Source organism: Bradyrhizobium sp. (genome assembly GCF_049798375.1).
GTDB lineage: Bacteria > Pseudomonadota > Alphaproteobacteria > Rhizobiales > Xanthobacteraceae > Bradyrhizobium.
Map to the genome: position 1 here is coordinate 13278 of NZ_JBARGP010000012.1, position 12739 is coordinate 26016.

Annotated in this window: 13 protein-coding genes and 1 pseudogene; 9 read left to right on the top strand and 5 right to left on the bottom strand. The window is 61.8% G+C overall.

Annotated features, from left to right (window positions below):
* Positions 1–172 precede the first annotated feature (172 nt).
* Positions 173–412, top strand: coding sequence for a hypothetical protein (locus tag WA702_RS00410; protein ID WP_425108551.1), 240 nt, complete (start codon positions 173–175; stop codon positions 410–412).
* On the opposite strand, the gene WA702_RS00415 is transcribed toward WA702_RS00410, so the two are convergent.
* The 5 genes and pseudogenes from WA702_RS00415 to WA702_RS00435 form a co-directional block, all read right to left on the bottom strand.
* The gene (locus WA702_RS00415) at positions 407–841 is read right to left on the bottom strand and encodes a hypothetical protein (protein WP_425108552.1); all 435 of its coding nucleotides are present in this window, start codon (positions 839–841) and stop codon (positions 407–409) included. The genes WA702_RS00410 and WA702_RS00415 overlap by 6 nt on opposite strands.
* Entirely contained in the window at positions 747–1220 is a 474-nt protein-coding gene (locus WA702_RS00420; RefSeq protein WP_425108579.1) for a hypothetical protein, read from the bottom strand. The genes WA702_RS00415 and WA702_RS00420 overlap by 95 nt, the downstream gene beginning before the upstream one ends.
* A gap of 106 nt (positions 1221–1326) precedes the next feature.
* A pseudogene (locus WA702_RS00425) lies at positions 1327–1431 on the bottom strand (hypothetical protein); the annotation flags it as partial.
* Between the two features lie 1173 nt (positions 1432–2604).
* Positions 2605–3192 (bottom strand): ANTAR domain-containing response regulator, encoded by a 588-nt coding sequence (locus WA702_RS00430; protein ID WP_425108553.1) that lies wholly within the window; start codon positions 3190–3192, stop codon positions 2605–2607.
* Positions 3189–4364, bottom strand: coding sequence for a transporter substrate-binding domain-containing protein (locus WA702_RS00435; RefSeq protein ID WP_425108554.1), 1176 nt, complete (start codon positions 4362–4364; stop codon positions 3189–3191). The genes WA702_RS00430 and WA702_RS00435 overlap by 4 nt, the downstream gene beginning before the upstream one ends.
* Positions 4365–4771: 407 nt before the next feature.
* Here WA702_RS00435 and WA702_RS00440 point away from each other — a divergent pair, with 407 nt between their 5' ends.
* The 8 genes from WA702_RS00440 to WA702_RS00475 all read left to right on the top strand — a co-directional run bounded on the left by WA702_RS00440 (position 4772) and on the right by WA702_RS00475 (position 12734).
* A complete protein-coding gene (locus WA702_RS00440) occupies positions 4772–6169 on the top strand; it encodes an amidase (protein ID WP_425108555.1) in 1398 nt (465 codons plus the stop codon).
* A gap of 17 nt (positions 6170–6186) precedes the next feature.
* On the top strand, positions 6187–7182 hold the full coding sequence (locus WA702_RS00445; RefSeq protein WP_425108556.1) for an acetamidase/formamidase family protein: 996 nt from the start codon (positions 6187–6189) through the stop codon (positions 7180–7182).
* Positions 7183–7213: 31 nt separating this feature from the next.
* The gene (locus tag WA702_RS00450; RefSeq protein ID WP_425108557.1) at positions 7214–8455 is read left to right on the top strand and encodes an urea ABC transporter substrate-binding protein; all 1242 of its coding nucleotides are present in this window, start codon (positions 7214–7216) and stop codon (positions 8453–8455) included.
* A gap of 96 nt (positions 8456–8551) precedes the next feature.
* Positions 8552–9418 (top strand): ABC transporter permease subunit, encoded by an 867-nt coding sequence (locus WA702_RS00455; protein ID WP_425108575.1) that lies wholly within the window; start codon positions 8552–8554, stop codon positions 9416–9418.
* Positions 9419–9431: 13 nt separating this feature from the next.
* The gene (locus tag WA702_RS00460; protein WP_425108558.1) at positions 9432–10505 is read left to right on the top strand and encodes a branched-chain amino acid ABC transporter permease; all 1074 of its coding nucleotides are present in this window, start codon (positions 9432–9434) and stop codon (positions 10503–10505) included.
* A 2-nt stretch (positions 10506–10507) separates the two neighbouring features.
* Positions 10508–11227, top strand: coding sequence for an ABC transporter ATP-binding protein (locus WA702_RS00465; protein ID WP_425108559.1), 720 nt, complete (start codon positions 10508–10510; stop codon positions 11225–11227).
* A complete protein-coding gene (locus tag WA702_RS00470; RefSeq protein ID WP_425108576.1) occupies positions 11217–11927 on the top strand; it encodes an ABC transporter ATP-binding protein in 711 nt (236 codons plus the stop codon). The genes WA702_RS00465 and WA702_RS00470 overlap by 11 nt, the downstream gene beginning before the upstream one ends.
* Positions 11928–11972: 45 nt before the next feature.
* On the top strand, positions 11973–12734 hold the full coding sequence (locus WA702_RS00475) for an SDR family NAD(P)-dependent oxidoreductase (RefSeq protein ID WP_425108560.1): 762 nt from the start codon (positions 11973–11975) through the stop codon (positions 12732–12734).
* Positions 12735–12739: the final 5 nt, after the last annotated feature.

Below are 12739 nucleotides of genomic sequence, written 5' to 3' on the forward strand. Positions count from 1 at the left end.
GAGAGGAAACGGTTCTCTGAAAAGATCATGCTCTAACAAAGAGATCAGATCATGATGCGGTCTGTGTCACCGCCTTATGATCTCATCCGTTGTGCGCTGTTGGATAATGCGCTCGCACTTCGCGCGATCAACCGTGATCTTGCATTGCATGAGGCGGAGCGAGCGTACTCTGGTGGGCGCGGAGAAGGCGCTCGGTCTGCGCTTTTGGCTCGAGCTTGAAGCGGCCATGGATGCTGGCGACGACAAAGTCAAAACGCTCCAGCACATCGGCCGGATGGTCGAGCGAGCCGTCGGCCAGAATATCCGATTCGATACCCTTCAGGGTCCGGAAGTCCTTTCCAAAGCGCTTGTTGATGCGGTCCGCCTCCTTCTGCTGCGCGTTGATCTGTTCCTCGGACAGCCTCTGTCATAGTGGGCAGATCTGGAATGATCCGCGACACCAAAATACGCGTAGCCGCGGCTTCGCGTTGCCTTGGCCATCGTCTCCAGGGTCTCGGTGCCATCTGAGGCATCGGTTGTGGCAGTGGAGTATGCCTTTCAGGTCGCAATCGGTGGCGAGATTTGGTAGCTCGCCTTTCAATGCTCGCTCGATCTCGCCTTGTCCCTCGCGGAGCTCAGGCTCGATGAAGGGCTGCTCCATTGCCGGATAGATGTTCCTTTCCTCGGCGGCGCTCACGCTGCGGCCCTTGTACAGGCCATCCGGATCGAGCCGAATACCAGTGGAGGATGCCAGGGCTTGCAGACGCTCAAGATGCGCGGCGGATCCGGTGGCAAACAGCAGGGCAGCGCCGAAGTGCTTGCGGTCGGCACGCGGACCCGCAGGCCTGCCCGGGCCGCTCATTCCGTGGGTCTCCGGAGCTCGGCCCCTCCGCCACGATCGACATGTCGGCAACCAGCTCGCAGCCGCGCCGGAGGTTGCCCGCGACAGTGATCCGCCTGAGCTCCGGCTGCGTCGCATGCAGGGACGCCACCGCATGCTCCAGCAGCGCTGCCCGATGCACGTGCAGCCTTCCGGCGCCGCTCCTCGCGATCACCAGGTTCTGCAGGATCTTCGTCTGCAGCGCAGCGCCCAGTCCCCTGGTCTTCTTGATATGGTCGGCCTTGGCAGCGGCCTCGAGTTCGGCAAGCGAGGAGATGCCAAGGTTCTTGTAGAGCTGCATCGCTTTCTCGGGCCTGAGTCCCCAGGCGGAAAGCAGTTCGAGCACGCCGTCCTGGACCACCTCTTTGCGCAGCGTCTCCAGGCTCGAGATGCGTCCCGGTCTGATGCAGCTTGGTGACGATGTCCGCGATGACCTCTCCGGCGCGCGGAATGTCGGTCAGCCGCTTTTCGGCGACAAGCCTGTCCAGGGTTTCCGCGAGCGTGGCCAAACCATCCGCAGCGCGAGGATAGGCTCTCGCGCGATAGGGATTACCGCGCGCAGAGCCGTACATTGCGCATATTCCTTCAGAAGACGCGCGACCGTCTAGGCGTCGGCCTTTGGCTTTGCGATGATCTATCCGCCAGCAGAGGCCGGCACTGCCGCGCCGGGTTCGATCAGGCGCTGCTCCCTAAGCTCGCTCCACAAGTCCGCGGGAATCCTGGCCTGCAGCGAGTTCCAGTCCTCCAGGATCTGCCGATCGCTGCGGGCTCCGACAAGGAGCGCGACCGCCACGTCCGCCGCGGCGGAGAACTGCAGGGCGGCTGTTCGCAAATCGAGCCGTGGCGATCTGCCGCGGCCTTAGCTTTGCGCGCTTCTCGATCACCTCGACGGGAATCTTGAAGTTTCCCTTGCCATAATTGAAACGCGGACTGCCCGAGATGAAGCCGGCGTTGAGGGAAGATCCGATGGACGGTGTGCGGCGATCGATCGAGGACAGCCTGCAGCGGCTTGGGGTTGATAGTCTGGACATCGCATTCGTGCATGACATCTCGCCGGACTTTGCTTTCTTTCCGAACGGCTGGGAGGAGCAGTACGACATATCGCGCAAAGGCGCCTTCCCCACGATGCTGCGGCAGTGCAGACCCAAAGGTGCCCGTGACAACCCGCCCCTGAGCATGCCGGGACGAACAAGGTCTGCCAACGTTACTCGCGTTGAGAGGAACGCAACCATTGGATCCTTGGGCTATTCCTGGTTCTCGTCACGGCGGCAACTTACCATCGGTCAACCGTTAGCTAGGCTCGGGACGGCTGCAGGAGCACGTAGCGTGCACGGTGGTGACGGACAACAGCCACCTGGCCCAGCGACGGCGGCGGCAAACGCTTGGCTTTGATCGCGACGGAGAGATCACCTCGAAGTTGAGCAGCCTGGGCCCACGCTTGTGGTCGATATGTCCGAGCGCCTCAGTGGAGGCCGGGGTCCAATTTTAGCATCTCGCGCCGAACCGAACCGTCGGCCGCAAGACGGGGCGGCGGTGATTGACGGTGGTACCAATGCTTGTTACCGCTGCGGCGAACACGGGACCGGAGGGCCCGCGGCGCAAGACACCCGGAGGCTTGTCACGAGGACTGCCAATTGTTGGCGAGGCTCGACGATCGTGCAATGGCGTGCTGGCGATCTGATGGCGGACAACAAATAAACAGTGTCGCGCAATTCAACTAAGCGCCGCTCGCGACCGGAGGCGGCCTAACCAGTCGCGCGCGGGAGCATGCCCCTTACCGTAATCTCCGCCGAAAGGTCCTCGATCGTCCTGCGTTGCTCCATTGCAGCCCTGCGTATCAGCGCAAAGGCGGCAGGTTCGGCAAGCGCGTGTGAATGCATCACCTGGAGAACGGCGGCAAGCACGACACGACGTGACCGCAGGCGCTGCTCGAGCTTGGAGATCTGCTGCTTCAGTTCGCTTGTGCGTTCGTTTCGCTCGATTGCCATGACAAGTGCTGCATAGATACCGGCAGATCGTAACGGCTTGATCAGGAACGATGCCGGGTCGAGCTCAAGCACCAGCTTCAGGCGGCTTGGCGTCTCGGTGCCGAGCAGCGCGATGACAGGTGATCGCGCCAGGAACGCGCGTTGCGCAGGTTGGAGCAGGGGCAAGAACTCGTCGTCGATCAGCGACAGATCAGGTGCGAAGTCGACGGACGCACCTGGCGTCCATGCAACGCCCTCGATCCCGAGACGCTCGAATTGGCGTCGCACAACGGTGGCGTCGCGCTCGTCTTTGACGGCGACGAGCGCCTTGCGTCCGCGCAGCGAAAATGAAGACGGTCTGCTCATTTCACAACCCGCAAATGCGGCGCATTCGGCAATGCGCCACCCGCCGAGGTTTCCCTTGATGGACTCGCAGCAACGTCGAGCTGCGTCAGGTAAGGGTCAGGCTTAACAGGCGCGTCCGCTTCCCAGAAGATATCAAACTGTCCTCGCGGATTGGATATGGCAAGCCGCGGTGTAAGGACACAATGATTGTTGCCGCCGTCGATCCACACCGGACCTTGCGGCGAATTGTAGCGATATCCCGCCGCGGCGCGCCGCACCTCCGCAACGTCGGATGTGCCCGCGCGCTGCAAAGCGCGCGCCAGCAGATAGACTGCGACGTAGGCGGATTGCCCGTCCACCGAGGGGCTGCTGGTCTCGCCATAGCGCGCCTTCCAGCGCGCAACGAAGGCGCGATTCTCTGGCAGGCTGAGGCTCTCGAAATAGGCAGACGACGTGATGCAGCCGGCCGATGCAGGCCCGACGATGGCCAGTTCCGGCTCGCACAGGCTACAGCTCAGCATGGGAATCGCCAGCCCCGCAGCCTTCGTCCCGGCGTGAAACGCCCGGATAAAGTCGTAGCTCGAGCTTCCGACCAACGTATTGAATACAATCGGTGGTTTGCGGCGAACGATCTCGGCGACGATATGGCCGACTGCGCTTTCGCCGAGCTCGAGCAGCCGCTCGGCGAGGATGTGGCCATCTGCCGCGCTGACCAGTTCACGGGTGACGCGATTGGTCTCCCACGTCCATACGTAGTTGGAGCCGACGCAGAAGATTTCCCGCGACATATTGCCAAGGACGTAGCGCACCAGGGGCAGCACGTTGTGATTGGGTGAGGCGCCGACATAGATCACGTTGTCCGAGCACTCGAAGCCTTCGTAACGGGCGGGATACCAGAGCAGGCGGTCGGTTCGCTCCACGATCGGAAGCACCTGTTTGCGCGAGGCTGAGGTGTAACAGCCGATGATGTGCTCAACCCCGACGTTGCGGATGAGGTCGTCACAAACTGTGTGGTATTCGGAGACGATGCCGCGAGGATCGCGAATATGGGGTGCGATCGCGAAGTCGAACTCCGTCTGGCTGCTGATCTCGTCGACCGCCATCATCGCGCTCTTGAGGATCTCGCGGCCCATCGCCTGGTAGGGCCCGGACTGCGAGCAAATGATGCCAATGGGAATAGACGGCTTGGTCATTGACGACTTTCGATCGCGCAACGCGAAGATGAAACCATTATCGCCGACGGCGGCGCAAGTGGTTTGCCGTTTTGCTGCGCAGCACTCTCGAAATTTAGGCAGACAGCATCGTTGACAATGCGATAGGCGGTTACTTAGACTTTTCTCCTACAGGGACTTGTCGAACCTCGCGTGCGCTGATCTGGCCGATGACGTCCAGCTCCTTGCACTGAGTGCTTCGTTCGATCACGGACCCTGAAGCGACAGGTCATAGCCGCGGCATTTGAGCCATTCGTCACCTCATTCGGGAGGGACGGGTGGCTTTTTTCGTTTGCTGCCAGGGAAGCTGGCGATGCGTCCGCGTCGCCAGAACGGTGACGCATGCGCAGACCGGCCATGCGTCACGTCGATCGAGGGGATAAAGAGCGATGACGGCAGATCTCCACTATAGCGGGCTCGTCGATGTCGGCCGTAAGATCCAGGCCAGGGAGCTGTCACCGCTCGAAGCGACCAAGGCGATGCTCGAGCGGATCGAGAAGCTCGATGGCAAGCTGAAGAGCTTTGCTTATGTGATGGCTGACTCGGCGCTCGCCGCTGCCGCTGCGGCCGAACAGGAGATCACGTCCGGCAAGATCAAGGGACCGCTTCACGGCGTGCCGGTGGCGGTCAAGGATCTCTGCTGGGTCAAGGGCGCGCCTGCGGCGCATGGCATGACGATCCATCGCGATTTCCGTCCGACCGAGGACGCAACGGTGGTCGCGCGACTGAAGGATGCCGGCGCAATCATCCTCGGCAAGCTGCAGCAGACCGAAGGCGCTTACGCCGATCATCATCCAAAGATCGATCCGCCGAAAAATCCCTGGAACGCAGATCTGTGGCCTGGCGTATCTTCGAGTGGCTCCGGCGTCGCCACCGCGGCGGGCCTCTGCTTCGGTTCGCTCGGCACTGACACAGGCGGATCGATCCGCTTTCCTTCGGCGGCCAACGGCGTCACCGGGCTCAAGCCGACTTGGGGACGTGTCAGCCGCTTCGGCGCATTTGAGCTCGCGGCGACGCTGGATCACATCGGTCCCATGGCGCGAAGCGCGGTCGATTGCGGCGCCATCCTGGGCGTGATCGCGGGCCAGGATCCCAAGGACACGACGTCGGTTCCGGTGACCGTACCCGACTATCTTGCGGGTCTATCCGGCGACTTGCGCGGCGTGACGATCGGCGTCGACCGGCGCTGGACCAGCGATGGCATCGATGGCGATGCGGCCAAGGTGCTGGCTGAGGGGCTGCGCGTTGCCGCCGATCTCGGCGCGAGGATCAAGGAGATCAACTTCCCCGATCCCAAGGCAGTTATCGACGACTGGTTCCCGCTCTGCGGCGTCGAAGTCGCGGTCGCGCACGAAGAGACCTATCCAGCGCGCAAGGACGAGTACGGCCCGGCGCTTGCGGGCCTGCTTGATCTCGGCCGGCAGCTGTCCGGCATGGACTATCAGAAGATCGTGCTCAGGCGCGAAGCGTTCCGCGGCGCGGTGCGTGTGCTGTTCGAGAGCATCGATCTGATCGCGGTTCCGGCACAGGCCTTTGCTGCGCCGACGCTCGCGAAGATGGCGACACTCGGCGAGGACGCCTCCCTGATCGGTGACCTGCTCCGCTTCACATGCCCGTTCGACATGACGGGAAGCCCGACCGTGACACTGCCGGGCGGCTTCGCGGCAAATGGCGGGCCGGTGGGCCTCCAGTTCGTCGGGCGCCATTTCGACGAGGCCGGCCTGGTTCGCGCAGGCGACGCGTTCCAGCGCGTCACCAACTGGCACAAACGTCATCCCGCGATCTGAGCTGAGGAGCCGATCACATGTCCGAAGACTGGTTGAAGACATCCATCATGGCCAAGCGCGGCCTGGCCAAGGGCGCGACCGGCGCCACCCATGGTTTGACAATCGAGCAGCAGGGCGTCTTCCACTACGTCTACGGACCCTATGCCGAGCCGACCCTGTCGATCGACCCCGGGGGGGTGGTCGTCGTCGAGACCGAAGATGCCTTCGGCGGCGTGCTCACCAAAGACACCGACAGCCCCACCGCCAAACTCAATTTCCCTTATCTCAACCCGCAATGCGGGCCGATCGCAGTAAAGGGCGCACAGAAGGGCGATTGCCTTGCGATCTACATCCGCGACGTCGAGACCAGGGGCGAGCAGCCGGCCGGGACGACCTGCATCATTCCGGAGTTCGGCGGACTGGTCGGTACAGCTTCGACAGCGCTGCTCAATCCGCCGCTGCCCGAACGCGTGAAGAAACTGCATGTCGACAGAAACGGCGTGCGCTGGAATGACAGGATCACGCTGCCCTACGAGCCGTTCATCGGCACCATCGGGGTCTCGCCGGAGATCGAAGCAATATCTTCGCTGCAGCCGGACTATCACGGCGGCAACATGGATCTGCCTGACGTGGCGCCTGGCGCGATCATCTATTTCCCGGTGCATACCGACGGCGGAATGCTCTATGTCGGCGATTGCCACGCGACACAAGGCGACGGCGAGCTTTCCGGCGTGGCGCTGGAGCAGCGCGCGACGGTCACGCTGCAGGTGGATCTGATCAAGAACTGGAGCTTCGCCTGGCCCCGGCTCGAGACCAAGGACTTCATCATGACCATCGGCAGTGCCCGCCCGCTCGAGGATGCGGCCCGTATCGCCTATCGCGAACTCGTGCGGTGGATGGCAGCCGATTACGGGTTCGATGAGATCGACGCCTACATGCTGCTCAGTCAGGCCGGTCGCATGCGCCTCGGAAACATGGTCGACCCCAAATACACGATGGGGGCATCGATCCTGAAGAATTACCTCAAGCCATGACATCAAGCCGCTTGCACAGGGGATATAAACGATGAATTCGGGACATAAGTTAGGAATCGTTCTGCTCGGCGCCATGCTCGGTACTGTTGCGGCAATGAGCGCTGCTCCGGCCGCGGAGCCGCCACTGAAGGTCGGTCTGCTCGAGGACGTGTCCGGCGACCTCGCCTTCATGGGCATGCCGAAGCTGCACGGCTCGCAGCTGGCCGTAGAGGAGATCAACAAGAGCGGCGGCATTCTGGGGCGGCAGATCGAACTTATCCACCTCGATCCGCAGGGCGATAACGCCCGGTATCAGGAATTCGGCCGACGTTTGCTCAATCGCGATAAGGTCGATGTGCTGATCGGCGGCATCACCTCGGCCTCGCGCGAGGCGCTGCGTCCGATCGTCGATCGTACCGCGACGCCGTATTTCTACACCAATCAATACGAGGGTGGCGTCTGCGACGCCAACATGATCAGCATGGGCGCGGTGCCCGAGCAGCAATTCTCAACGCTGATTCCGTGGATGGTCGAGAAGTTCGGCAAGAAGGTCTATGTTATTGCGGCCGACTACAATTTCGGTCAGATCTCGGCCGAGTGGAACCGCAAGATCATGAAGGATCTCGGCGGCGAGGTCGTGGGCGAGGAGTTCATCCCACTTGGCGTGTCGCAGTTCGCGCAGACGATCCAGAATATCCAGAAGGCGAAGCCGGACTGGTTGCTGACGATCAATGTCGGTGCTGCCCAGGATTCATTCTTCGAGCAGGCAGCCGCGGCAAATCTCAACCTGCCGATGGGCTCGTCGATCAAGATCATGCTGGGGTTCGAGCACAAGCGGTTCAAGCCGCCGGCGCTCAACAACATGCACGCGACCGCGAACTGGTTCGAGGAGATCGACACCCCCGAGGCCACCGAATTCAAGAAGCGCTGGCACGCCAAATTCCCGGACGAGCTCTACATCAACGACATGGGCTATAACGCCTACAATGCACTTTACATGTACAAGGCGCTGGTCGAGAAAGCGAAGTCGACCAAGCTCGACGACATGCGTAAGGTGATCGCGACCGGCGATGCCTGCATCGACGCTCCCGAAGGCAAGGTCTGCATCGATCCTAAGAGCCAGCACACCTCGCACCGCATGCGCCTGATCTCAGTCGGGCCGAAGCATGAGGTAACGGTGGAGAAGGACTACGGCACGATCCAGCCTTACTGGCTTGGTGAGATCGGCTGCGATCTTACCAAGAAGAACGACAAGGATCAGTACACGCCTAGCCATCTTCCCAATAAATCGTGATGCCTGGCGGCACGGATCTTGCTCATGTTGAGAGCCTGGATCTTGAACACGGTCGGCGCCGCAACGATGCGGTGCCCGGAGCGGCGAGGGATCAATATGCCGGCTGATGTGTTTTCGGTATTCTATCAGTTCGCCGACGTGTTTGCGTTTCTCATTCTCTCGGCCGCAGGTCTCGCCATCGTGTTCGGCATGATGGGCGTCATCAATATGGCGCATGGCGAGTTCATCATGTGCGGCGCCTACGTCACCGTTGGCCTGGTGAATCTGGGCGTGCCGCTCGCAATCGCCCAGATCTCGGCCGCGCTGACCGCGGGTCTCATCGGTGTCCTTGTCGAGTTGCTGATTGTGCGGCGCTTCTACAAGCGGCCACTGGATTCTCTGCTCGCGACCTGGGGTCTCAGCCTGATCGTGACGCAGTCGATGCTCTTGATTGTCGGATCTGCCGTACGCGGCATCGGAACGCCCGAGGGAAGCTTCGCGATCGGCGGCTATACATTTTCGACCTATCGCCTGGTGCTGTTCGGTTGCGCTGTGGCCGTATTGGCCGGTCTCTACATCATCTTCATGAAAACGCGATTCGGTGTGATCGCCCGCGCGACCATGCAGAACGCCGCGATGGCAAAGGCGCTCGGCGCGCGCACCGGCCGCATCTATGCGATCAGCTTCGGGATCGGCACCGGCCTTGCCGGCCTTTGCGGGGCGCTCTACGCGCCAACGATGACACTGATCCCGACGATGGGCGCGACCTTCGTGGTCGAGAGCTTCGTGACCGTCGTGATCGGGGGAGCGAACGTGCTGCTCGGAACGGCGCCGGCTGCGGTGTTCCTGGCGATGATCCGGATGGCGCTGAACGCGAGCTATGGTCAGATCATCGGTCAGATCGGCATGCTGGTGGCCGTCATCCTGATCATCCGTGTGTTGCCTGAAGGGCTCTCCAGCGTGCTGGTTCGTCGTGGGCGCTAGGGAAAGACGTTTGATGTTTAAGCTGCTCGAAGGGCCACAGACGCTCGGACGTGGCTGGAGGTTCTGGACCTGCTTCTTGATTGTGTTGGCGGGAGCGCTGGCCTACCCGTTGTTCGCTGACTCCTACGATGTCGGCAATTTCGCCTATTTTCTAATCTGGATCTTCATGGCGCTCGGCCTCTGCCTGATGTGGGGCTATGGCGGCATGCTCTCGTTTGGCCAGACCTTGTTCTTCGGCATTGCCGGTTACGGATATGGCGTGCTCGCGATCGACATGGGCGGCGGCACCGCGACGATCGCCGCGCTGGTACTCTCCGTGATCATCGCCATGATCGCGGCGGGAATCCTCGGCTACTTCATGATCTGGGGCGGCATCAACGGCATCTTCTTCGGTATCGTCACGTTATCGGCAACGCTGGTGCTGGCCTTCTTCCTCGGCCAAACGGCGGGGCCGGAATGGCATATCGGTCCGGCACGGCTGAACGGCTTCAACGGCATGAAAGGCATGGACCCGCTGACGGTGGGTGACTTCTATATCGAGGGATCGGCGCTCTATTACGTCATGATCGCGCTGATCGTGATCGTCTATATGGCGCTGCGCATGCTGGTGAACTCAGGAATCGGCAACGTTATCGTGGCGACGCGCGAGAATCCCCAGCGCGCGGAGATGCTCGGCTATGACGTCCGGAAATATCAGTTGCTGACCTTCGTGATCGGCAGCGGTCTGGCGGGCCTCAGTGGCGCGCTGTACACGTCCTGGGGGCAGTTCATCACGCCATCCAGCATCGGCTTGCCGGCGGCGGCGATGCCCATCGTGTGGGTCGCCTTCTCCGGACGCAGCGACCTGACAGCGACCTTGGTCGGGTCGTTCCTGCTGCTGTTCGGCTTTCAGACCATCACCGTGTACAGCCAGCAGGCCGCGCTGGTGCTGATGGGGGCGCTGCTCCTCGCCACGGTAATGCTGGCACCGCAGGGTTTTGTGCTCGGCATCGGCAAACTCGTCGCCGACTGGTGGAGCGGGCGTCGGCGGCGCGATGACAGCGCCGTCATCGCGGAGGCTGGTCGGTTGCAGTCGGAAGAGACCTGATCATGGCGTTGGTCGAAGTCAAAGACGTGTCCAAGCGCTTCGGCGGGCTGACTGCCGTCTCCGGCGTCGATCTCGCGGTCCACGCAGGCGAGGTCCACTGCCTGATCGGCCCCAATGGCGCCGGCAAGAGCACGTTGTTCAAACTGATTGTCGGTCTTTATCCGCCAACCCATGGCAGCATTCTGTTCGATGCCGTCGACATCACCAATAAGCGCCCCTACGCACGCGTGCAGCGGGGCATGAGCATCAAGATGCAGGCTCCGAGCGTGTTCAAGGAGCTGCCGGTCCGGCAGAACGTCCGGATCGCGCTCCAGGGCCGACTGACCGGGCCGGAACGCATCGCCGAGGAGGAACGTCTGTTGACGCTGCTCAATCTCGCCGCGGATGGCGAAAAGCGCGCGGGCGCGCTGTCGCACGGTCAGCAACAATGGCTCGAGATTGGAATGGCGCTGGCGTTGAAGCCGCAGCTCCTGCTGCTGGACGAACCGACGGCCGGCATGTCGTCGGACGAAACCTTCAAGACAGGCGAACTGATCAAGTCGCTCAATGCCGAAGGCATGACGGTTCTTGTCGTCGAGCATGACATGGCTTTCGTCCGCCAGGTCGCCCAGCGCGTCACGGTGCTGCATCTTGGCAAGGTGTTTGCGCGCGGCAATCTCGAAAGCATTTTGCACGACGAGAAAGTCGCGGAAATCTACCTGGGTAAAAGCCATGCCCACTGATCGAATTCTGGACGTATCGGAGTTATGGGCGGGATACGGGGCGACACCGATCCTGCAAGGCGTGACGATGTCGGTCTCGCGCGGTGAGATCGTCGGGGTGATCGGTCGCAATGGCGTCGGCAAGTCGACGCTGATGCGATGCCTGATCGGCTTGCTGCAGACATGGCGCGGCACGATCAGCTTCATGGAGCATGACGTCACAAAGCTTGAAGCCGACGCGCGGGCGAGGGCGGGATTCGGCTACATCCCGCAGGGGCGCGATGTGTTTCCGCAAATGACTGTCCACGAAAACCTGCAGGTCGGGAAGTTAATCGGTGGTCCCGGCGGCAAGAAGCTGCCCGAGCTTGTTTACGACTATTTCCCGCGGTTGAAAGAGCGCCGCCGGCAAGCCGCGGGTACCATGTCCGGCGGTGAGCAGCAGCAGCTCGCCATAGGCCGCGCGCTGATCGGCAACCCGATCCTGATGATCCTGGACGAGCCTTCCGAGGGCATCCAGCCTTCGATCGTCCAGCACATTTGCGAAGCGCTGAGGTCGTTCCGGGACGAGCTCGGGACCACAATCATCTTCGTCGAGCAGAACCTCGACACGATCCTGGCGATCGCCGAGCGTTGCTACATCATGGAGAAGGGCAGGATTACGCAGTCGCTGGCTGGCGGTGAGATCAATGAGCCTAATGTCCGCGAGCAACTGCTGCTCTGAACGGCCGCATGCGTGTTCGAAGTCGTGGATAGGGAGGGAATGGACATGAATCTCGGACTCGAGGGAGCGAAGGTTCTCGTCACCGGCAGTACGAGGGGGATTGGCAGGGCCATCGCCGACACCTTCGCAGCCGAAGGAGCCAATGTCGGCATCTGCTCGCGCAATCCGGCCGATGTCGACAATGCGGTCACCGCGATCAAGGCAAAGGGCGTCGCCGCGTTCGGTAGCCCGGTCGATGTCTCAGATGGTCCGGCTCTCAAAGCCTGGGTCGAGGATATGGCCGCCAAGCTCGGCGGCATCGACGTTGTTGTCGCCAATGTCAGCGCGCTTTCGATCGGACAGGACGAGCAGAGCTGGGAGAAGGAATTCGCCACCGACATGATGGGCACAGTGCGCCTGGTCAATGCGGCGTTGCCATATCTGGAGCAGAGCAAGGCCGCCGCCATCATCACGATCTCCAGCGTGTCAGGCCGGGAGGTCGATTTCGCCAGCGGTCCCTACGGCACGTTCAAGGCCGCTATCATCCACTACACACAAGGGCTCGCCTTCCAGCTTGCCGGAAAAGGCATCCGCGCCAACTCCGTCTCGCCGGGCAACACCTATTTCGAGGGCGGTGTCTGGAATCAGATCAAGGAGGGCAATCCCGAGCTATACAAGACCGCGCTCGCGCTGAATCCGACCGGCCGCATGGGCACGCCGCAGGAAATGGCAAACGCCGCGGTGTTCCTTGCCAGCAAGGCTGCGAGCTTCATCACGGGGACCAATCTCGTGGTTGACGGTGCGCTCACGCGCGGAGTGCAATTCTAGACGCA